This window comes from Pseudomonas putida, from assembly GCF_028682635.1.
GTDB lineage: Bacteria > Pseudomonadota > Gammaproteobacteria > Pseudomonadales > Pseudomonadaceae > Aquipseudomonas > Aquipseudomonas putida_AE.
On the sequence record NZ_JANHLK010000030.1, the window covers coordinates 20,168 to 40,786 of the forward strand.

General features: G+C 56.6%; 16 protein-coding genes and 3 pseudogenes. 12 read left to right on the forward strand and 7 right to left on the reverse strand.

From position 1 onward, the window contains the following. The first annotated feature begins 27 nt into the window (after nucleotides 1–27). Genes NPS56_RS26345 through NPS56_RS26355 form a run of 3 tightly spaced genes read left to right on the forward strand, consistent with a single transcriptional unit; the run spans nucleotide 28 to nucleotide 3,027 of the window. Nucleotides 28–975: an ABC transporter substrate-binding protein gene (locus NPS56_RS26345; protein ID WP_274077354.1), complete on the forward strand. Its 948-nt coding sequence runs from the start codon at nucleotides 28–30 to the stop codon at nucleotides 973–975. A gap of 22 nt (nucleotides 976–997) precedes the next feature. After that, nucleotides 998–2,581: a flavin monoamine oxidase family protein gene (locus tag NPS56_RS26350; protein WP_274077355.1), complete on the forward strand. Its 1,584-nt coding sequence runs from the start codon at nucleotides 998–1,000 to the stop codon at nucleotides 2,579–2,581. Between the two features lie 11 nt (nucleotides 2,582–2,592). After that, nucleotides 2,593–3,027, forward strand: a complete 435-nt coding sequence (locus NPS56_RS26355; RefSeq protein ID WP_274077356.1) for a RidA family protein — start codon at nucleotides 2,593–2,595, stop codon at nucleotides 3,025–3,027. Between the two features lie 745 nt (nucleotides 3,028–3,772). On the opposite strand, the gene NPS56_RS26360 is transcribed toward NPS56_RS26355, so the two are convergent. The 4 genes from NPS56_RS26360 to NPS56_RS26375 form a co-directional block, all read right to left on the reverse strand. Beyond that, nucleotides 3,773–4,330: an NADPH-dependent FMN reductase gene (locus NPS56_RS26360; RefSeq protein ID WP_274077357.1), complete on the reverse strand. Its 558-nt coding sequence runs from the start codon at nucleotides 4,328–4,330 to the stop codon at nucleotides 3,773–3,775. Nucleotides 4,331–4,364: 34 nt separating this feature from the next. Continuing rightward, nucleotides 4,365–4,916, reverse strand: coding sequence for a cupin domain-containing protein (locus NPS56_RS26365; protein ID WP_274077358.1), 552 nt, complete (start codon nucleotides 4,914–4,916; stop codon nucleotides 4,365–4,367). 70 nt (nucleotides 4,917–4,986) lie between these two features. Next, complete coding sequence (locus NPS56_RS26370) at nucleotides 4,987–6,102, reverse strand: alcohol dehydrogenase catalytic domain-containing protein (RefSeq protein ID WP_274077359.1); 1,116 nt, start codon at nucleotides 6,100–6,102, stop codon at nucleotides 4,987–4,989. A gap of 69 nt (nucleotides 6,103–6,171) precedes the next feature. After that, complete coding sequence (locus NPS56_RS26375; protein WP_274077360.1) at nucleotides 6,172–6,753, reverse strand: amino acid synthesis family protein; 582 nt, start codon at nucleotides 6,751–6,753, stop codon at nucleotides 6,172–6,174. A 126-nt stretch (nucleotides 6,754–6,879) separates the two neighbouring features. Between NPS56_RS26375 and NPS56_RS26380 the strand changes: the two genes are divergently transcribed. The 3 genes from NPS56_RS26380 to NPS56_RS26390 all read left to right on the forward strand — a co-directional run bounded on the left by NPS56_RS26380 (nucleotide 6,880) and on the right by NPS56_RS26390 (nucleotide 10,082). Continuing rightward, the gene (locus tag NPS56_RS26380) at nucleotides 6,880–7,731 is read left to right on the forward strand and encodes a fumarylacetoacetate hydrolase family protein (protein ID WP_274077361.1); all 852 of its coding nucleotides are present in this window, start codon (nucleotides 6,880–6,882) and stop codon (nucleotides 7,729–7,731) included. A 40-nt stretch (nucleotides 7,732–7,771) separates the two neighbouring features. Continuing rightward, complete coding sequence (locus tag NPS56_RS26385; RefSeq protein ID WP_274077362.1) at nucleotides 7,772–8,332, forward strand: VOC family protein; 561 nt, start codon at nucleotides 7,772–7,774, stop codon at nucleotides 8,330–8,332. A 103-nt stretch (nucleotides 8,333–8,435) separates the two neighbouring features. Further along, nucleotides 8,436–10,082 (forward strand): bifunctional 3-(3-hydroxy-phenyl)propionate/3-hydroxycinnamic acid hydroxylase, encoded by a 1,647-nt coding sequence (locus tag NPS56_RS26390; protein ID WP_274077363.1) that lies wholly within the window; start codon nucleotides 8,436–8,438, stop codon nucleotides 10,080–10,082. Between the two features lie 73 nt (nucleotides 10,083–10,155). On the opposite strand, the gene NPS56_RS26395 is transcribed toward NPS56_RS26390, so the two are convergent. Further along, a complete protein-coding gene (locus NPS56_RS26395; RefSeq protein WP_274077364.1) occupies nucleotides 10,156–10,842 on the reverse strand; it encodes a GntR family transcriptional regulator in 687 nt (228 codons plus the stop codon). Between the two features lie 487 nt (nucleotides 10,843–11,329). Between NPS56_RS26395 and NPS56_RS26400 the strand changes: the two genes are divergently transcribed. From NPS56_RS26400 to NPS56_RS26420, 5 genes are all read left to right on the forward strand, one after another. Then, nucleotides 11,330–12,982, forward strand: coding sequence for a DUF1302 domain-containing protein (locus NPS56_RS26400; protein ID WP_274077365.1), 1,653 nt, complete (start codon nucleotides 11,330–11,332; stop codon nucleotides 12,980–12,982). Nucleotides 12,983–13,006: 24 nt separating this feature from the next. Beyond that, on the forward strand, nucleotides 13,007–14,356 hold the full coding sequence (locus NPS56_RS26405) for a DUF1329 domain-containing protein (RefSeq protein ID WP_274077366.1): 1,350 nt from the start codon (nucleotides 13,007–13,009) through the stop codon (nucleotides 14,354–14,356). An 88-nt stretch (nucleotides 14,357–14,444) separates the two neighbouring features. After that, a complete protein-coding gene (locus NPS56_RS26410; RefSeq protein ID WP_274077367.1) occupies nucleotides 14,445–15,569 on the forward strand; it encodes a WD40/YVTN/BNR-like repeat-containing protein in 1,125 nt (374 codons plus the stop codon). Next, a complete protein-coding gene (locus tag NPS56_RS26415; protein WP_274077368.1) occupies nucleotides 15,566–17,968 on the forward strand; it encodes an efflux RND transporter permease subunit in 2,403 nt (800 codons plus the stop codon). Before NPS56_RS26410 ends, NPS56_RS26415 begins: the two co-directional genes overlap by 4 nt. 81 nt (nucleotides 17,969–18,049) lie before the next feature. After that, nucleotides 18,050–18,862, forward strand: a complete 813-nt coding sequence (locus tag NPS56_RS26420; protein WP_274077369.1) for a hydroxypyruvate isomerase family protein — start codon at nucleotides 18,050–18,052, stop codon at nucleotides 18,860–18,862. Between the two features lie 195 nt (nucleotides 18,863–19,057). Here the strand turns inward: NPS56_RS26420 and NPS56_RS26425 are convergent. Further along, nucleotides 19,058–19,377, reverse strand: a pseudogene (locus NPS56_RS26425) (hypothetical protein). A gap of 71 nt (nucleotides 19,378–19,448) precedes the next feature. Between NPS56_RS26425 and NPS56_RS26430 the strand changes: the two are divergent. Continuing rightward, nucleotides 19,449–19,943, forward strand: a pseudogene (locus NPS56_RS26430) (transposase); the annotation flags it as partial. On the opposite strand, the pseudogene NPS56_RS26435 reads toward NPS56_RS26430, so the two are convergent. Then, nucleotides 19,937–20,155 (reverse strand): annotated as a pseudogene (locus tag NPS56_RS26435) (IS5/IS1182 family transposase); the annotation flags it as partial. The pseudogenes NPS56_RS26430 and NPS56_RS26435 overlap by 7 nt on opposite strands. Nucleotides 20,156–20,619: the final 464 nt, after the last annotated feature.

Genomic DNA, 20,619 nt, shown 5'->3' on the forward strand with positions numbered 1-20,619 from the left:
TTTCCATTCCTTCAAGGAGTACTGCCCATGTTAGTAAATACCGCCCGTGTGGCCTTGTTGGCGATTGCCGTCAGCGCTGGCCTGCCGCTGATCGCTACACCAAGCGCCATCGCTTCCACCGTGCAACAGGTCGACCTCAGCCCTGACCGCCAGCGCATCCATGTGCCACGCAACGAGGCCGCCATCGCGCAGATCCCGGCGGGCTTCAAGTTCGCCCAGCCCGGAAAATTCACCGTGGCCGTCTCCGCCACTGCTGGGCCGCCACTGGCGCTGCTGGCCAACGACGACAAAACCATCATCGGCAGCGAAGCCGATACCGCGCAGTTGATCGCCGACAGCCTGGGGCTGCAATTGAACGTGGTGCTAACTAGCTGGGAGGACTGGCCCCTGGGCGTCAGCTCGGGCAAATTCGACGCGGTGATCAGCAACGTCACTGTGACCGAAGCGCGCAAAAAACGCTTTGACTTTGCCACCTACCGCCAGGATGTACTGGGTTTTTACGTCAAGACAACCAACAAGATAAGCGAGATTCAACAGGCGTCGGACATTGCTGGGCTGAAGATCATCGTCGATTCCGGCACCAACCAGGAAAAAGTCCTGTTGGCGTGGAACGATTCCAATGAAAAGGCCGGCCTCAAGCCAGCGCTGCTGCAGTACTTCGACGACAAAGCCGCCGCGCAATTGGCCGTGCAGTCCGGTCGCAGCGATGCGCTGTTCGGCCCTAACTCGGTGTACGCCTACTCGGCCGCGATCACTGGCGGCATCAAACGCGTGGGCACCGTGAATGGTGGCTGGCCGTTGCAGGCCGATATCGCCGTGACCACGCGCAAGGACAACGGCCTGGTCAGGCCGATCAATACCGCCCTGGAAGGCGCGCTTGCCGGGGGCCAATACGAGCAGGTGCTGCAGCGCTGGGGCCTGGAAGTGGAGCGCGTCGACAAGTCGCTGATCAACCCACCTGGCTTGCCGGATTGAATCCTACAAGGGAGCAATGGATATGGGACTGACACGACGTGAAGCGCTGTCCAGCATCGCCGCCGTAGGGGGGGGGGAAGCGGTCAAGGATGCACTGGCGGTATTGGGGCTGGGGCCGTCGTCACACCGGCGACCGCAACCTTTGAAACTCAAGGAAGGCTTGGGGCAGGGCACCCGCGTGCTGGTGCTTGGCGCCGGGATAGCCGGGCTGGTCACCGCCCTGGAACTGACCCGCGCCGGGTTCTCCGTGCAAGTGCTGGAAGCCCGTGATCGGGTGGGCGGTCGCACTTGGACCCTACGCAATGGTGACCGGGTGGATTACAAGGACGGCCGCACGCAAACCGCGGCATTTGACCCAAGCCTGTATTTCAATGCCGGGGCGGCACGGATCCCCAGCCAGCACCGCACGATCCTCGACTACTGCAGTGAGCTGGGCGTGCCCCTGGAAGTTCTGGTCAACAGCAGCCATGGCGCCCAGGTACGTCCAGACTTGGCGCAGCCCGCATTCACCGTGGGCCAGGCAAGCAACGATGCGCGGGGGCACCTGTCAGGCTTGCTGGCCACGGCGGTGCAGCGAGATGCCCTCGACGATGTATTGAGCAGTGAAGAACGAGCCCGTTTGCTGGCTTTTCTGCAGGTGTATGGCGACCTGTCGCAGGAGCTGGCGTATGAAGGCAGCCTGCGTTCCGGTCATCTGGAATCGCCTGCGCACCCCGGGGCATTGCCGGCCAGCCTGCATCCTATTGACCTCGAGCGGTTGTTGCATCCCGAGTTATGGGGCGCATTGATGCACTCCGAATTTCCGGAATTTTCGGCCACGATGTTCCAGCCTGTCGGCGGCATGGACCGTATCACCGATGCGTTCTACCAGCGTGTCAACGAGCAGGTGCAACTGGGCGCCCAGGTACGGCAGATCCGCCAACTCGAAGACGGCGTAGCAGTCACCTACCACGATAAACACAGCGGTCGCGAACAGGTGGTGCGCGCCGATTACCTGGTCTCCACCTTGCCGTTGCCGCTACTGGCCATGCTCGATACTGATTTCAGCGACCCGATCAAGGCCGCCCTGCTCAGCACCCGCAATGACCAGGCAACCAAGGTGGCGTGGCAATCCCCGCGCTTCTGGGAGACCGATTACCGCACCTACGGCGGCTTGTCCTGGATCGAGCACCCGGCGCGACTACTGTGGTACCCCAGCAACGACTTGAACACCCGCGACGGTCTATTGGTGGCGGGTTATGTGACCGGGGAGGGCGCCGACGTGTTTGGCGCGCAACCATTCGACGCACAGTACGCCACTTCTAGGGAGGCGGTGGAGTTGCTGCACCCGGGTTACTCGCGCCACCTGTGCAACCCGCTGGCGGTGTCTTGGGAAAAGATCCCCTACAGCGAAGGCCCTTGGCTGCAACGCGAGCATTTCCCGGCGGATGCCAGCGCCTTGCTGGAAGAGCCCTACGGTCGGGTGTACTTCGCCGGCGATGGCCTGGTGCAGAGCGGCGTCGGCATCTGGCAGGAGTCGGCGGCCAACTCGGCGAGGCATGTGGTTGGTCAATTGGCAGAACGGGTTGTTCAACAACGACAGACAGCGGCCCTCGCCGCGTCCTAAGGAGACATAGCATGAGCGACAGCATTCAACGCACCAGCGTCGGCAATTTCCCGATCTCGCAAACCGTGACCGTACCGGCCTCCGCCAGCCTGTTCTTCGTCAGCGGCACCTTGCCGGACCTCGCTGACCCACAAGCCCCGGCAGGCACGCCAGCGGCTTATGGCAACACCGAAGTGCAGACGGTTTCGGTATTCAACAAGTTGCGTAAGATCCTTCAGCAGCAACACCTGGACCTGGGCGATATCGTGCAGTTGCGGGTATTCCTGGTCGGCGCCGAGGAAACCGGCGGCAAGCTGGATTTCGACGGGCTGCAAGCCGGGTATACGCAGTTTTTCGGTACCCCCGAGCAGCCCAATAAGCCGGCGCGCACGGCCTTGCAAGTGGTGGCCCTGCCATTGGCCGGCGCGCTAGTGGAAGTCGAAGCAGTCGCCGCCAGAATCGCTTGATCGCAGGCGTCGGTCTTTCTGACCCTGTCACTACCGGATACCGGGCTTCGGCGCCACTGCGCCCAAGCCCCGTAGCTGAGACTTTATGTCATGCTCGGCATAGCCTGGCCGCAACCTGCTGGGGCGCTAATTAGTAGGAAAGACTGTGAAGCGGGACGACGATGAATAGGCTTCTGACTGTTCCTCCGAAATCGAGCAGATGCGCAAAGCGACGAGCCACAACAGGTTGACCAATCGCAGCCGAGCCGCCAGGAGCGGCGTGGTTGGAGGCTGCGACAGTTTTAATTCTCTAGCATCTGGCGCCCAAGCTGCATTTCCGCCCGTTGCGACTGTTTTGCGCTTTCTCCAAACAAGGCTGAAGCCCAGGGATTCCGGGGTTCAATTGCGACAGTTTTAATTCTCTAAATTCAATCCGGAAGATAAGGGCGATGGTGTCCACGTATTTTTAAGTGGAGAACATCACCCTTATCCCTAGAGTCGGGTAGATGACTTCGCCGGACGGTTACACTCGACATTCCTTAACCCTCAATGGAGCTGCGTCTTGATGGCAGCGTCCCCCTTCCGCTGCGCATACTCTGATCAGGTATCAACAGTCAGTGCAGGCGTAGATTGAGGGTTAAGTCCATCGAGTCCTGCGGAAAGAGGCAAGAAGGGCAGACACAGATTTTGAGAGTCGGTGTTTCCGGTTTGGTTGACAGGCGATAAGTATATGGACTGAGGTATAGGTATCGCCTCGGATGAACTTCTACGGGATAACCTTGATTTCACGAATCAAATCATCAACGGCGGCAAGCATGAACTTAATCGTTTTTTCATCAATGAAACTGCCGTCCTGAATCTTTTGATTGACACCCGGAATGACTATCTGTGGGCTGCAAATGACTCTGGAAAGGGTTGCCGACAGCGTTTCCCGCAGCTGTGCCTGAGCGCGCACCCCGCCCAGTACGCCAGGTGAAGACGTCATGATAAGCACGGGTTTATTTTTCAGCGGTGAGTTGAATCCCGGGCGGGATGCCCAATCCAGCGCATTTTTCAGTACGCCGGAAGTGCCGTAGTTATATTCAGGCGAACAAATGACCAGTCCATCGGATTGGGCGATGGCCTCTTTCAGCGCTGCCACCGATGCAGGCAGCATCTGTGCTTCGAGATCTGCGTTGTAAAGGGGGATGTCATTCAGTGCGAAGAGACTCATTTCTGCCTGGTGGCCTAATCGATTGGAGAGGGTATTGAGTACCGCTGTATTGGCAGACTGTGAACGCAGGCTGCCTGAAATGCCGAGTAGTCGAAGGGCGAGAGTGGCCATAAGAGTCCTTACCAGAGAGATGAATAATCAAAAATCACACAGCCTCTTTCTTTGGGAGTGACACACCGATCATCACAAACAGTGCCCGGGCAATCCCCTCACTTCTGTTGCGCCAAGCGTGCCGTGTACCATTTTGAATGACGATGTCGCCCGCCTTAACGAGGCGGCTCTTACCGTTATCCAGCTCCAGCCACATCTCACCTTCCAGAATGATTCCGTAATCGATGGTAGCGGTGGTGTGCATGCCCGGATTTTCCGCTTCAAAGCTTTCGATCAGGCCAGGCAAAGCCGCCCCCAACTCTTCATAGGCCCGGACACCATCGACGGGGTTCTGCATGATCGAGTCTGGTGGGAAATCGAACATGGCGATGCTTGTGCCACCTTGCGGAGGAATCAGCGAAGAGTAATCCATGGTGGGATCTCGCTCTTGATCGAGGCGAACCGGATTTGCTGGTGTCGCCCACAACTGCGCCATGGCATGCCCGGGGATTGAGGCAAAAGATTGAGCCCTTGGGGCAAAGTCATCTGAAACGAACACGGAGTTACCCTGTTCGTCGTGGCCGGTCACGATTCTTCTTATTTTCATGCGCATTACTCAATGAGCGGACAGGGAGGCAGCGAGGGAGGGCAGATACCACTCCGCTCGCTACGTTCATTCAAGGGCAGATGACGTAGTTACTGAAGCCGCCATGGCGGTTTTCGATACCGGAAATGGCGCTGTTGACATCTTCCAGACTGAACGCTGTGTTTTCGAACAACGACAGATCAAGTACGCCGGATTCAACCATGTCGGCCATGGCTTGACCTTGTCCGGTGGTGAACCAGGCCGATCCGCTGATCTGGATGTCGTTGTCCATTATCCAGTGAAGGTCGATAGGGACTTCGCCTGCAATGGCCCCGATATTGACCAGGTGCCCACCACGGTGAAGGGATTTCAGGGCCTGAGTCAGGCTTTCGTGGGGAGCGCCCGGACCCAGGGCATCGATGACCACATCAACACCCTCGCCATGGGTGACTTCATAGGCCCATTCGTTGGTGGGAATTGTACCGAGGGTGTGAATTTCGATCCGGCCCGGGGCTGCAAGGTCTTTCACCTTCTGGAACAGATCCTGGTTTCTGGCGGTGCCGAGGATTTTACGAGCGCCCATGGCCAGTGCCAGAACGACGGCGCCCAGACCGAGCGTACCGCTGATCCCGTTAATCAACACGGTACTGCCGGGACCGACATTGGCCTTGAGCAATGCCTTGTAGGCCGTACCTGTATAGCCCAGGCGTGCAGCGGTCTCGAAACCGAGGTTGTCCGGCAGTTTGACCAGGCTGTATTGCGGGGCAGGGATGTATTCGCAAAGACCACCGTAAGGATAGTCTTCAAACATGCGCGGACTTTTAGGTGTGAACCCGAAGTAACCGTTGAACGTATAGGCGGTGCACGCAATGGTGTTGCCTGCGCGGCATGCCCGACATGATCCGCAATGCCTGCCGGGGTTGACGTACACCCGGTCACCAACCTTGAAGTCATAGACCTGGGCGCCGACCGCCTCGATGACGCCTGAAGGGTCCAGTCCGAAAATCGCCGGGAGTTTGGGCAAGGGATTCTGAGGGAACCATTTCACCCAATTGGTGAGGATATTGTGCAGGTTAGGAACGATCCCGCACGCTTTGACCTTCACCAGCACCTCGGTTGGACGAATCTGCGGAACGGGCACTTGTTCGATGACCATCGATTTACCGCCTTCATACAGGCGTGCGGCGCGCATGGTTTTTGCAGTCATGATGTTCTCCGATACACATATTGTTTTTGTAGTGCTGATAACTTGGAGCATGCTTTAAATCGTCGGCAATCAACGCAGGCCGTCTTCGCCTTTCACGTCGGCGGCAGCCAGGCCGCCCAACCGCGCATGAATCCTGCCGCCAGTGGCCATGGCCAGACCAAACGCGATTTCGCCACGGCGGGGGCCGTCCCATACGGTCATTTCTGCAACGCCAAAGTGGCTGCGAACATAGGCCGCCTGGATATGCCCAAGCGGGATCATTACCCGGCATCCGGGGCCGCCGATGGTCTTCGCCGCGGGCACGATCGCCTTCGGGTTACCGAGCGCTTCACGCATCGCCCAGCCGCCTGCTTCATGCCAGACCGCACCATGTTCCAGTTCGCCGTCTTCGCCGACGACTGCGCCCTTGCCATAAGCTTGTACATGGCTGGCGCCACCCAGCGCATGGATCAGTTGCTCGGACAGTTGTGCGCCTAAACTTCTCAATTCCTGCATGAACGGCAGCAGATCCTCAACATACTTTCCCGCATAGGGATTGGTGACGATGGCGGTGGCGACGGCAATCCTGAGCGGGACCGACGCGCGAGGCCCCCCTTCGTGGAACACCTCTTCAACGTCCAGTTTGATCTTACGAACCATCACAAGCGACATGCCTAACCTCCAGAACCGAGAGCCTTATGCAGCTCGTTATTTTTTTGAACCGGCCTTTTGCATTATGCATTTAATGATGTATGGTGCAAGAAATTAGTTTTTGTGCACAAAAAACAGGAGAAGAACATGAAGCTGATTTCGTATCGCAAAGAGGGGAAGGCTCACTTCGGCGCCGTTTCTGGCGACGGGGTGGTCGAATTGACCCGTCATTTTGCTGGGGTTCCGGACCTCGCGTCGTTCCTGGCCGAGCCGTCGCTGATGCAGCAGGCCCGTCAGATCGTAGAAGCCTCGCCACCCGATTACCCGTTTTCAAGTGTCGAGCTGGAGGCCGTCATACCCAATCCCGGCAAGGTTATCTGCGTCGGCATTAACTATGTGGCTCACGCCGAAGAGGCCGGAAGGAAGGTCGGAGAATTCCCGGTTATTTTCCAGCGCTTCGCCGAAACCCTGCTTCCCCACGGCGAGCCTCTTGTAAGGCCACAGGTGTCGGAGCAATTCGACTTCGAAGCCGAGTTGGCCGTGGTGATCGGCAAAGGAGGTGCGCATATCGATCCGGCCGATGCGATGGATCACGTCGCGGGTTATACCTGCTTCAACGACGCCAGCGTGCGCGACTGGCAGTTCCATACGCACCAGTACGGCATGGGCAAGACGTTCAGGAAAACCGGGGCGTTGGGTCCATGGCTCATTCCTGCTTCGGAAATTGCCGATTACCGTAAGCTGGTGGTGCGTGGAGTGCTCAATGGAGAGCAGTTGCAGGAAGGTAGTCTTTCAGAGCTGGCTTTCGACATTCCGCATTTGATTGCATACGTGTCCAAAGCACTGCCGTGGAACCCGGGCGATATTCTGGCAACCGGCACGCCCAGCGGGATTGGCTTCAAGAGGAATCCACCGATTTTCCTCAAGCCCGGTGACGTTTTCGAAGTAGTCATCACCGAGATCGGGACGCTATCGAACGGCGTTATTGACGAAGCCTAAACGTTGTCCTCTACCCAATCATAAAAACTGGAGGTTCCAGATGCCCGCATTGCCGACTATCAATTTCACTCACTCCGGCGTGTTTTGCGCAGACCTTGATCGTATGGTCGATTTCTACTGCCGTGTCCTGGGCTTCATCGTCAGCGACAAAGGTGTCGCCTCGACAGGGCATCGGTTGTTTTTCATGACGCAGAACCCGGAGTTGCATCACCAGGTCGTGCTGTTCGACGGCAAACCAGTCGACCTGCCGTTCAACCCTATCAACCAGCTGTCGTTTCTGCTGGACTCGCTGGATGACCTGAAAACCTATTACCAATTCGCCAAAAACAGCGGCATCGAAGGGATCGCCCAGGTTGATCACGGCAACGCCTGGTCCATGTATTTCAAAGACCCTGAAGGCAACCCCATCGAAATGTACGTCGATGCGCCTTTCTATACGGCTCAACCGTGCAAGGAGCCCCTCGATCTGGAGCTGCCGAGCGAAGTTATCCTGGCTCAGACCGAAGCCATGTGCCGGCGCCGTCCTGGCTTCCAGACGCGAGAGGACTGGAAGAATTCCATCCGGGCGAAGATCGAGGAACAGCGGGTTCGAATCGGCTGACCGCGCAATGATCTGTGGATGTTGAAGCCTGGTTGATGGCTGCGCATCGGCGTGTTCATCAGCCAGAAGTCGCACTGGATAAGAACAAAAAGCGGAGTAGACGATGGACTACGATGTCATCATTGTTGGAATGGGTCCGGTGGGTGCCGTGTGCGCAAACCTGGCCGGTATGTGGGGGCTGAACGCGCTCGTCGTGGACAAGTCCGAGACGGTATACGTCAACCCCAGGGCCATGGGTTTCGACCACGAAGTGATGCGTGTCTTCGGCAATATCGGCCTGGCCGATGAGATCTCCGGGCACGTCATGCCTTATCGTCCCTCGGAGTACCGAACTACCGGTTCGCAGCTGATCAAGCGCATTGATGCTGCCAAGCCTCCTTTCCCCCTGGGTTGGGCACCGAATTATGTTTTCTCGCAACCGCCCGTCGAGCGTGCGCTGCGCGGCAAAGTTGCCGATCTGAAATCTGTCACGGTCGAGCTTGGCTCAGACGTTTTATCGGTCAATTCCATGGACTCGCATGCAGAGGTGCGTATTCAGGCCAAAGACGGGACCGAGCGCACGGTGACGGCGAACTATGTGCTGGCGTGCGACGGCGGCACCAGCCCGATTCGTACACGCCTGGGACTGAAGATGGAGGATCTGGCCTTCGACGAGCCATGGCTGGTGGTCGATGTGATCCTGAATGAAGGGGCGGGCGAGCAGCTGCCGAAGACCAACGTGCAGTTTTGCGAGCTGGCCAGGCCTTGCACTTTTGTCGTCGGCCCCGGGCAGCATCGACGCTGGGAGTTCATGATCAATCCTGACGAACAGCCGGCGGAAATCTCGCAACCCGAAGTGATCAAGAAGTTGATCTCCCGTTGGCTGCCCGAGGGTGACTATCAGCTATGGCGCGCATCCGCCTATCGATTCCACGCGTTGATTCTGGAGCAGTGGCAGTCTGATCGGGTTTTCTTCCTGGGCGACGCGGCGCACATGACACCACCTTTCCTGGCACAAGGCATGTGCCAGGGGATTCGCGATGCGCTGAACCTGGTCTGGAAGCTCGCACTGGTGAAATGCGGGCTGGCGGCACCGGCGTTCCTGAATACTTACCAGAGTGAACGAATTCCCCATGTCCGTCAAACCACTCTGGCCGCCAAAGAGTTTGGCACAGTGATCTGCGAGCGCGATAGCAAGAAAGCGGCCATTCGGGATGCGCGGTTGATCCAGCAAATGGCGGACAACCCCGCAGGCACCATCCGGCAATCGCTGATTCCGGGGCTGTCTCAAGGGTTTGTCGCACAGGTCGCGCCTGCCGGTGAGCTGTTTCCGCAGCCGATGGTGATCAACCATGCAGGCAAGAAAGCGCTGCTGGATGAGTTTACCGGCCAGTCTTTCCGAGTGGTCATCGCCCCCGGGTTTGACGCCAGCGCGTTATTGCGATGCCTGCGCAGCAGTCAATCGCTTAAAGGTTTGCCCCTGCACGTGGTGCGGTTGGTGAATGATCGGCAGTCAGGTCCACGCACCGCGGATGATTACGAGGAAGTCGATGGTGTGCTGGCGCAGTGGCTGGAGCAGCGCGGTTGCAATATCGTCATCGTACGGCCGGATCACTACGTGTATGGCGGGGCGGTGACGGTCGCTTGGGCGATGGAGTTGCTTGAGGGAATGGAGTTGGCGCTTTGGTGCAGGAAGCCTGAGCAGGCTGCACAAGGTGACGGTGGTACCAGCGACCCAATGATCAAATTTGCGCAAGGGCTAAGCCAGTAAGAAGCAATAAGCCCCTCGCTTCGCACTGTCCACGAAAACAGTTGCGAGGCGAGGCGAGGGGCTTTTTTTGAATCTATTGAAGCGTGGCTTGCTGACGCTCGATGGCTTCGATGGTTCGCTCCAAGGTGTCCTGAATGTGATTGCGCAGCAGCGTCACCGCTTTGTCAGTGTTGCGCGCCAGCGCTGCGTCCATCAATTCCTGGTGCTCATTGCCCTTGTGCCGTTGTCTGATTCGCTGTTTGGCCGAATAGCGTCTGTAGCGTTCTGCCCGATCAAACAGTGAGTCGATCATCCTGAGCATTAGCGGCGATGGGCACGCCGCGAACAGCGCGAAGTGAAAAGCCTTGTGCCGGGCGGACCACTCATCGTCGAGCGCCAGCACACCGCTCCCCAGTTTTTTCTCGATCAGATTCAAACGGTGAAACGCACCCAGTACATCCGCCTCCCACTCGTCGTCGCCATATTGGATGGCATCGCCGAGCGCCTCTCCTTCCAGCAAACAACGCATCCGCGTGATATCGCGAAAGTCCGTGGTGGAAATCGCGGCAACCCTGAACCCCTTGTTATCGCTGGCTTCGACGACACCGTCCTGAGTCAACCGGTTAAGCGCCTCACGAATTGGAGAACTGCTGAGACCGTAGATTTTGGAAAGCTCGGCGACCTTGAGTTTTTCGCCAGGGGCCAACTCGCAACAAACGATCGCTTTTTTCATCTTCGTAAGCGCGACATCGATCAGCGGACTGTTGGGGGAGGGAATCATGGTGAAGTCATCCTGAAATTTGCACTAAACGGATTTTATGCGCAAAAAGTGATTTAGTGCAAAGGATGAATCTTCTCTTTGTGCATAAATTTTCCTGCGTCGCAAGGGGAAAATTCTTTAACAGCCTGGCGGCCGCTCTAGAACGGCCTTAAGTCGGCAAACCACCTTCCCGCCATCTATCTCGATTGTCACCCCTCTGCTTGGTTTTTCAATGGCTCGATTGTGTCTGGCCGTCGTAAGGGCATGCCTCAGGGCCCGAACAGCTCTTTCAAATGTTCTTGACTTTGAATTTCTGCAGGTCTACGTTTTGTGCACAAAGTTATGTTGAATGCAATAAAACATAATTTGCGCATAATCATCGAGCTTGTTGAGCTGGCCAGGTCGGACAGGGTAGTAGCCTCGAGCGATACGCAGTCCCCGTGGGTTCGCAGCCCGTTGCCGGGAATGGATGACCTTTTTACAAAAACAAAAAAACAGGAACATCTTGATGAAAAAAGCCAACCAGCGGCTCTGCCCGTTGCCGGTCTCCAGCATCGCCTGTGCGGTCAGCGCAACGGTGTTGTTGGGCCTGTCAACGCCATCGCACGCCTTCCAGATCGACACCGGCAATCCCGATCTTTCGGCGACCTGGGACAACACGATCAAGTACAGCAACGCCTGGCGCGTGAACAAACTTGATCACAAGGTCGCGGTCGGCCCAGGCACGTCCAACAGCAACCCGAACCTGGATGACGGGGACCGCAATTTTGATCGCGGACTGATCTCCAATCGCCTGGATGTCTTGTCCGAATTCGATATCAAATACAAAGACGTTGGCGCCCGCCTCAGTGCGGCCTCCTGGTACGACGATGTCTACAGCCACGACAACGACAACGACTCGCCCGGCACCGCCAACTCGGTGAGCGTCCCGTACGATGAGTTCACCAGCGACACTCGGCGCATCCACGAACAGCACACTGAAATTCTCGATGCCTTTGTCTACGGCTCCATGGAAATCGGCAGCACTTCGTTGTCCGGGCGGCTGGGGCAGTTCACGCAAATCTACGGAGAGAGTCTGTTCTTCGGTGCCAACGGCATCGCAAATGCGCAATCCACCGTCGACCTGGTAAAACTTCAGTCGGTACCCGGCTCTCAGTTCAAAGAAATTCTGATGCCCACCAAACAGGTGTCGGGTAACTGGCAGTTGAGCGATACGGTCAGTGTCGGGGCTTACTACCAATTCGAGTGGAACAAGACACGTCTTCCCTCCGCGGGCAGCTACTTCAGTGGGGCGGACTTTGTCGGCGAAGGCGGGGAACGGGTGTTCTTTCCTACCGGCCCGTTGCTCCACGGCAAGGACAAAGAGGCCAGGGATTCCGGTCAGTTCGGTGCCCAACTGAAGTTCGCTGTCGAGGACTGGGAGTTCGGTCTTTACGCCGCGAAATATCACGAAAAGACCCCGGTTTTTTACTTCCGCCCGGCCGCGCTGGTGCCGGGTGCTGATGATACGTTCGTCAATGTGTATCCCGAGGACGTCAAGGTGTTCGGCGCGAGTTTCAGCACGCTGGTTGGCGAAGCCAACATTGCCGGTGAAACCTCGATTCGGGTTGATACGCCGTTGGCGGGTGTCGGCGGAACGATCATTACCGGTCTGGATTCCGACAACGATTCCAATCCCGCGTACCCCATTGGCCGGTCGTGGCATGCGCAGGTGTCGATGGTCAATGTCTACGGTGGATCCGCGCTGTGGGACGGCGCTTCACTCATCGGTGAGCTGGCGTTCAACCGCCGGCTGAGCGTGACCAAGAACGCTGACCAACTTGATCCCAACACCACTCGCGACGCCTTTGCGCTGCGCTTCACGTTCGAACCTCAGTATTTCCAGGTCTTCCCTGGGATCGACGTTCAAGCACCGATCACCATTGGCTACAACCCGTCCGGACGCTCTTCCGTGACGCCTCAGGCGTTTGGCCCGGAGCATGGCGGCGACCTGACGTTGGGTCTCAAGGCTGATTACAAGAAACAGTGGTACGCCTCGCTGAGCTACACCAATTTCTTTGGTGAGGCCGGGCCAGTCATCAACTCCTCCAACTCGTTCACGTACCAGCAAAACATGAAGGACCGGGATTTCGTCGCGTTCTCGATCCAGCGAACCTTTTAAGTAGAAAACAGGCGGGCCTTGATAATGACAAAAATTAAACTGCTGCTTTCAACCCTGTCGATCTCGCTGTGTGCCAGCACCGTGTTTGCAGCGGTGAGTCCTGAGGAGGCGGCGAAACTCAAGACTACCCTGACTCCGATGGGTGCCGAAAAAGCCGGCAACTCCGCCGGCACCATTCCGGCCTGGACTGGCGGGCTGACCAAGGACGTGGCCGGGCAGAAATCCGGCGATATGCCGGTCGACCCATTCCCCGGCGAGAAGCCGCTGTTGCAGATCACCGCGAAAAACGCAGCGCAGTATGCGGACAAGTTGAGCGAAGGGACGAAAGCCTTGCTCGCCAAATATCCAGACACTTTCCATCTTGATGTCTACCCGACTCATCGCACGGCGGCGGCTCCCGACAGCGTCTATCAAAAGACATTTGCCAACGCGACCAATTGCAAGACGACCAGTAATGGCTTGTCGGTGGAGGGCTGCTATGGCGGCATTCCGTTCCCCATCCCGAAAACCGGCAATGAGGTTATCTGGAATTTCCTGCTGCGCGTAGAAGCCGAATCCATTCAGATGGGTTACGCCAACGTCATTGGCAATGCTGACGGAACCCGCACGCTGGCCAGTCGTGGCGTCGAGAACTGGCAGTACCCGTATTACTACAAGGACGGCGCCGCCGATAGGTGGTCGGGCCAATATGCGCTGCTGCGGTTTTTGACCAACGAACCACCGTTCAAGGCGGGGGAATCGTTGGTGACACATGACAGCATCAATGTCGAAGAGCCGCGGGAAGCCTGGCAGTATCTTGTCGGTCAACGCCGTGTACGTCGTGCGCCTACGGTGGGTTATGACACGCCAGACTTCGTTGCTTCGGGAGCCAACTACTTCGATGAAGTCCACGGTTTCATCGGTCACCCTGATCGTTATGACTGGAAACTGGTCGGTAAGAAAGAGTTGTACATCCCGTACAACGACAACAAGTTCAACGCCGAAAAACGTGACGATGCCTTTGTCGCCAACCACCTCAATCCCGACAAGCTGCGCTGGGAACTTCACCGTGTCTGGGAGCTGGAAGCCACCGTCGCATCGGGCAAACGTCACGCCGTGCCGAAGCGCAAATTCTTCATTGATGAAGACAGCTGGACGGTTTCGCTGGTCGATGGCTACGACGCCGAAGGCAAACTCTGGCGCGTTTCCCAGGTACTTCCATTCGTTGTGCCTTCCATTCCGGCAGTAGTCGTGAAGCCGGTGGTGATCTACAACCTGCAAGCCAAGACGTACAGCGTCGTGCAAAGCCTGAACGGCGAAACTTACAGCGTCATACCGCGCAAACCCGAGAACTTCTTTACCGGTAACTCGGTAGCGTCCGGATCGGTGCGCTGAGCCTCGCAACAACTTTTTCAAACCTGTGTTGAATGGACGTCGCGCCACTGGCGGGGCGTCCACTGAACCTGATCATCGAGGCTCGCCAATGCGTATTCAAGCACCCAGGCATCTACATAAACAACCGTTCAAGGCGTTCATGCTGAGCGTGTCGATCTTGACGGCGCTTTCTGGTACAGCAGCGACGGCAGCCACCGATGGACTGCCGGTACAACCCGCCATCACCAGCGCCATGGCGGCGCAATCGGTGATGCTGAGTGTCGCGAGGGCAGGGCAACGCCTCGTGGCCGTCGGCGAAAGAGGCTTCATCATTGTTTCTGACGACAATGGCAGTACCTGGAAGCAAATCGGGTCTCCCGTCAGCATGACCCTGGTCAAGGTTCGCTTCATCGATGATCTCGAAGGTTGGGCAGTCGGGCACGCCGGCGTTGTCTTGCATACTCGGGATGGTGGATTGAGCTGGAACAAACAGCTTGATGGTGTCCAGGCAGCCGGGATCGAATTACAGGAAGCCAGGCAGGCCATGGACAGCTCTGCTGATTCCGAAAAGGCACAAGAGCGTCTGTCTCAAGCGCAGCAACTCGTGGATGATGGCCCCGACAAACCTTTGCTCGACCTGCTGTTTCTGGACGCCAAAAACGGGCTGGTCGTAGGGGCTTACGGACTCGCATTTGTCACCCATGACGGTGGGCTGAGTTGGCAGTCCATCCGCTCCCGTATCGACAATCCAAACGGATTGCACCTGTACAGCATCGAGCGGGTCGGGGCGGATCTCTTCATCGCCGGCGAGCAGGGAACGCTATTACGCTCAGGTGACGAGGGGCAGACCTTCGAGTCGCTGACGTCTCCCTATGAGGGCACGACCTTCGGACTTCAATCGACCAACAGCGGATCGATTCTGGCGTTCGGGCTTCGTGGCAAAGCCTTCGAGTCCAAAGATCGCGGCGATACCTGGCAGCGTCTCGACACCTTGCAGCCGGTCACGTTGACCAGTGGTCTGCGTCTTGCGGATGGGGCGGTGCTCCTGGCCGACGAGTCGGGCAGGGTGCTGCGCTTTGTGAATGGCGACACCAAAGGCTCTGCTATTCGGATCACTCAACCCGGTTACTTCACAGGCATGGCGCAAGCCGCAAACGGCGACCTCGTCATCAGTAGTGCACGCGGCATGCTGTCGTTAGCCGTTGCAGTTGAATCGTCGGAGCACGATCAATGAACAGCTTTACTCGTTCTGCCAAGCATCACACCGTCCCTCGAAAGGACAAGTTCGATCCTGCTTCCGGTACCCTGGTTGAACGGCTTTTGTTCAATCACCGCAGCATCATTCTGGGCATCTGTGTCTTGCTCAGCTTGGTGCTTGGCTACCAGGCGCTGAGTTTGAAACTGAATGCCGCCTTCGAAAAAATGATCCCGACGGATCACCCATATGTGCAGAACTACCTGAAAAATCGCGGCCAGTTGGGAGAGGGCGGCAACACCCTACGGATCGCAGTCGAAGCCAGGCAGGGCAGTATTTTTGATGCCGCGTACCTGGAGACGGTCAAGAAAATCAACGACGAGGTATTTTTGCTCCCCGGCGTCGACCGCTCGTACATGAAGTCACTGTGGACCCCAGCGACCCGCTGGATTGGTGTGACGGAAGAAGGTTTCGACGGCGGCCCGGTCATACCTGACAACTATGACGGTTCGGTCAGTAGCCTGGAACAGGTTCGGCAGAACGTTGAAAAATCGGGTGAAATCGGCCGGCTCGTTGCCTCTAATTTCAAGTCCAGCATCGTGCTGTTACCTCTTCAGGAAACTGCCTCTGACGACGGTCAGCCGCTCGACTACAACGCGCTCTCAAGCCAGCTCGAACAGATTCGGGCCAAGTATGAAACCGACAACATCAAAATCCACATTACCGGTTTCGCCAAGGTGGTGGGCGATCTGATTGACGGCATGCGGCAGATGCAGCTGTTCTTCGCAGCGACATTGGTGATCTGTGGCATCGTGTTGTTCTGGTACACCCGGTGCGTGCGCAGCACATTGTTGGTGCTGCTGTGCTCGATCATTGCCGTGGTCTGGTTGCTCGGCTTGCTGCCAACCTTGGGCTTTGACCTCGACCCGTACTCGATCCTTGTCCCGTTCCTGGTGTTTGCCATCGGGTTGAGCCATGGCGCGCAGAAAATGAACGGCATCATGCAGGACATCGGGCGCGGCGCCGACAAACTAGTGGCGGCCCGCTTCACTTTCCGTCGTTTGTTTTTGACCGGCTTGATGGCGCTGGTGGCCGATGCCGTGGGTTTCGCGGTGCTGATGATCATCAAGATTCCGGTGATCCAGGATCTGGCGGTCGCCGCGACGATAGGGGTGCTGACCTTGATTTTCACCAACCTGATTCTGTTGCCGATTCTGTTGTCGTACACCGGTGTCAGCAAAGCGGCGGCGCAACGTGAAGCGGCGAACGACAAGTTTTCGCAGCTGGACGCTCAGCATACCCGGCATCCATTCTGGGCTTTTCTGGATCGCTTTACCGAGCGAAAATGGGCGAGCAGTGCGATCATTATCGCCGTCCTGCTGGGGGCGGCAGGCTTTACGGTCAGCCTGCATGTGAAGATCGGTGACCTCAATCCCGGGGCGCCAGAACTGCGTCCGGAATCTCGCTACAACAGCGACAACCGCTTCATGGTCAGCAACTTCTCTGCCAGCAGCGACAAGTATGTGGTGATGGTGAAAACGCCGCAGTACTTCTGCGCCAATTACCAGACGCTGGTGTCAGTCGATGCACTGGAAGCGCAGCTTCAACAGCTGTCAGGGGTGGTATCCACGACATCGTTGGCGGCACTGAGCAAACAGGCCGCAGCGGGCATGAATGAAGGCAGCATGACCTGGTACGAGATACCCCTTAACCAGGGATTGTTGAATGCAATCATCACCCGGGCGCCGCGAGAGCTGTTCAACCAGAATTGCGATCTGCTGACGGTGTATGTCTATCTGAAGGATCACAAGGCAGACACGCTCACCAGCGTGGTTCAAACCGTCGAACAGTTCGCGGCGTCCCATAACTCAGATCAGATCCAGTTCCTCAATGCGGCGGGCAATGCCGGCATCGAAGCGGCCACCAATATCGTGGTGAACCGTTCGAACGTGCAGATGCTGTTCATGGTGTACGCGGCCGTCATCGCGCTGTGCTTCATTACGTTCAGATCCTGGCGAGCGGTCGTGTGCACGGTACTGCCGCTGATGCTGACCTCCGTTCTGTGTGAGGCCTTGATGGTGGGACTGAACATCGGCGTAAAGGTCGCGACGTTGCCCGTGATCGCGTTGGGGGTGGGTATTGGTGTGGATTATGCGTTGTACATCCTCAGCGTAACACTCACCAATCTGCGAAATGGCTCAAGCCTGTCGGATGCTTACTACCTGGCCCTGCTTTCTACGGGGAAGGTGGTGGTGATGACCGGGATCACGCTGGGCATTGCCGTCCTCACCTGGGTGCTGTCACCTATCAAGTTCCAAGCTGACATGGGCATCTTGCTCGGGTTCATGTTCATCTGGAACATGGTGGGCGCGCTTGTACTGGTTCCGGCACTGGCGCACTTTCTGCTCAAGCCAAAATCTTTTCCTGCAACAGCGTAATTTCCAAATACGAGTGCGGATTCAGTAGCGCTGAATCCGCTCTTCGTTGTGTATCTCAAACACGATGGCTTGATTAACTGAATGATCAAATATGCAGCGAACCTCACCTTGCTCTTCACCGAATGGTCTTTCGAGGATCGATTTAGCGCCGCACGGGACGCTGGCTTTGAGGCTGTTGAGTTCAGTTTTCCTCGCGACATGGCGGCAGCAGAAATAGCTGGGACTTTACGTCGCACAGGCCTTCAACAAGTATTGGCAACAGTACCTCTACGACCTGGTAGTAAGGGGCTAGCTGCTCAGTCCGGAAAGGCTCGTGACTTTCGTGAGGATTTCAACCTGGGACTTGAATATGCCGTCGAAGGAGGAAGTCCACTGCTTCATGTGCTATCTGGAGTGGTTGAGCAGAAAAATTACGCTGTATCAGGAGGGCAATTTGACGACAACATGCGCTGGGCCATCCAGGAGGCTGCCCGTCATGGCGTAAAGGTTGTGATTGAAGCCATCAATCAAACTTCAGTGCCAGGCTATTTTATTCGGACACTGGCGGGAGCCGTCAGCTGGACGCAAAGACTTGAAGGGCTAGGCCTGATTCTGGATCTTTATCATGCTGCGATGGAGCGGTTGGATCCTCTTGCTTGCCTCGATCTCCTTCTTCCTCAAGCCGACCATTTACAGATTGCCGGCTACCCAGGACGGCACGAGCCTAATATCGGTAATTTGAACCTGGCTAGAGTTCTAGATTCGATAGATGCACATCCTTATACAGGCTGGGTTGGATGTGAGTATCAGCCTGCTATTGGGACTCTCGAAGGTATTGGCTGGCTTGATAGTTTTTGTGGAGTTCAAGATGCCAGTGAAAGTAGGTTGCTGGCACGATTAACAGCGCTGCACTAATCTGGAACAGGTTCGTGGCTCACAACAATGTGCCGGGTAACTCAATGATTCGAGGATGCGGTTGCATGAACACGCCAGCTGTGGCATAGAGGCTTTGATTGAAGGCGTACAGGCCGTGATCAGTGATCAGGTGCATTTGAAAGGACGCTTATCGTATTTCTGCGCGTCGATAAATCTAAAGGCGACGGTAGAAATCTACCGACGCCGTATGGAAAGGTACCAATCAACATAGGGCGTATTGGTGACCTGTCGTTTATTAAAGTCAGGGCTCCCGTCGTCCCACCAGACTGACCCGCGCTCGCCGAGCGCTATCTTCCCCTTCTGTACCTTCGCCCTTGCCGCCGACAACAACAACCCATGATCATCAGAAGCCTCGCTGCCTTTACCTCGCGACGTGCAACCATCAAGTCGTTGACCAGGAGCTGTCACGCATCCTCATCCAGATATGGATTGGCGCAACGCCACAGCTGCCTTTTGACTACGAAGTAGCGACCGTCAGGTATTGTCGGATTCATCTTTGAATCTCCAAAGCCTTTATCGCAAGCTTCAAAAACAACTCCAACATGGCCGGACCGCATGCCCCCCTCACGAGGTGACTAACGTCGGTTCCGACCACGATCAACTAAGCTAGATGGACAAGCAGGCCCGCGAAGCGATGGCGTCAGATACGTTGTCGGTAGTGCTGACCGAGGTTACTTCAAAAGCGAACAAATCCTGGGTTGTCACAATGCAGGCATTACCGCCTATGTGCCCAAGCCGATGACCTCTGGAGCCAAGGCTGACGGGCGTTCCAATAACGATGCCTTCATCTATGATGCGGCAAAAAACGAATACCTTTGTCCAGCTGGCGAGGCGCTGATCTGGCACTACTCCTAGGTTGAAAAAGTCCTGAAGTTGCATCGTTATTGGAGTTCGAAATGCCAAGGCTGCGAGTTGAAATCGCAGTGCACTCCGAATACAGAACAACGAGTTCGACGCTGGGAGCATGAATCTGTATTGGAGGAAATGCATCTTCGGCTGAGCAAAGCACCGGAGATGGCGCGTCCGAGAACGGACAGTTGAGCATCCCTTCGGGCGAATGCCGTAGCAACAACCCACGATCAGAATTCGAATCATCAGTTCGGGATCAATCGACAGACGCCCAATCGGGCTATAGAAATCGGCGAGCTGAGGGCGCAGGTCGCTCAGATCGAGACACCAATCAATGCTGCGCAGAAGGTGATTGGCTGGGATGTGATTTTCAAGGTTGAACGAGTAGAACAGCCGCTCCTGCCCACTCGATAACTGTCCCATCGTGCTGCGAGCTTCTCTGCTGGCCGATGCGAGGGTTTTGCCGCAGGCCAGACAGGAGAGCTACTTTTTCAACAGAATCGGCCGATTATTGCCTGTCGAAAAAGGGGACGAACACGCTTACCGTTTTTAAGAACTAATGACTTCATTTTATTTTCTAATGACCACTGAAGGGAAGGTAGGCGGTAATTGCAATAAGCTGTGTAAACCAAAAGTTTATAGTGACCTTTATGGAAACCTTCAGGAGTATCGAATGATTTGTGCGCAGTGCCGGGGTCGGCAGTGTCGCGAAGGCCGCTTGATGCAAGCGCGATACCGACTGCGGGGCCAACAGTGTCGCCAAGCTGGAGGTGTGCTTCGGAGTGCGGGTGTTTAGCACCGCACCGCGGATATTCCTCTAGCAACGGCCCGACATCACGACATAAAACATTTCACATACGGCGCCTATGCTGGCCTTTAACGTTCCC

What these genes read in the sequence shown, in the direction of transcription:
- NPS56_RS26385 (WP_274077362.1), top strand. Translation starts at nt 7,772, where the DNA reads ATGCCCGCATTGCCGACTATCAATTTCACTCACTCCGGCGTGTTTTGC.
- NPS56_RS26415 (WP_274077368.1), top strand. Translation starts at nt 15,566, where the DNA reads ATGAACAGCTTTACTCGTTCTGCCAAGCATCACACCGTCCCTCGAAAG.
- NPS56_RS26360 (WP_274077357.1), bottom strand. Translation starts at nt 4,330, where the DNA reads ATGGCCACTCTCGCCCTTCGACTACTCGGCATTTCAGGCAGCCTGCGT.
- NPS56_RS26375 (WP_274077360.1), bottom strand. Translation starts at nt 6,753, where the DNA reads ATGTCGCTTGTGATGGTTCGTAAGATCAAACTGGACGTTGAAGAGGTG.
- NPS56_RS26410 (WP_274077367.1), top strand. Translation starts at nt 14,445, where the DNA reads ATGCGTATTCAAGCACCCAGGCATCTACATAAACAACCGTTCAAGGCG.
- NPS56_RS26365 (WP_274077358.1), bottom strand. Translation starts at nt 4,916, where the DNA reads ATGAAAATAAGAAGAATCGTGACCGGCCACGACGAACAGGGTAACTCC.
- NPS56_RS26355 (WP_274077356.1), top strand. Translation starts at nt 2,593, where the DNA reads ATGAGCGACAGCATTCAACGCACCAGCGTCGGCAATTTCCCGATCTCG.
- NPS56_RS26395 (WP_274077364.1), bottom strand. Translation starts at nt 10,842, where the DNA reads ATGATTCCCTCCCCCAACAGTCCGCTGATCGATGTCGCGCTTACGAAG.
- NPS56_RS26420 (WP_274077369.1), top strand. Translation starts at nt 18,050, where the DNA reads ATGATCAAATATGCAGCGAACCTCACCTTGCTCTTCACCGAATGGTCT.
- NPS56_RS26405 (WP_274077366.1), top strand. Translation starts at nt 13,007, where the DNA reads ATGACAAAAATTAAACTGCTGCTTTCAACCCTGTCGATCTCGCTGTGT.
- NPS56_RS26390 (WP_274077363.1), top strand. Translation starts at nt 8,436, where the DNA reads ATGGACTACGATGTCATCATTGTTGGAATGGGTCCGGTGGGTGCCGTG.
- NPS56_RS26350 (WP_274077355.1), top strand. Translation starts at nt 998, where the DNA reads ATGGGACTGACACGACGTGAAGCGCTGTCCAGCATCGCCGCCGTAGGG.
- NPS56_RS26380 (WP_274077361.1), top strand. Translation starts at nt 6,880, where the DNA reads ATGAAGCTGATTTCGTATCGCAAAGAGGGGAAGGCTCACTTCGGCGCC.
- NPS56_RS26345 (WP_274077354.1), top strand. Translation starts at nt 28, where the DNA reads ATGTTAGTAAATACCGCCCGTGTGGCCTTGTTGGCGATTGCCGTCAGC.
- NPS56_RS26400 (WP_274077365.1), top strand. Translation starts at nt 11,330, where the DNA reads ATGAAAAAAGCCAACCAGCGGCTCTGCCCGTTGCCGGTCTCCAGCATC.
- NPS56_RS26370 (WP_274077359.1), bottom strand. Translation starts at nt 6,102, where the DNA reads ATGACTGCAAAAACCATGCGCGCCGCACGCCTGTATGAAGGCGGTAAA.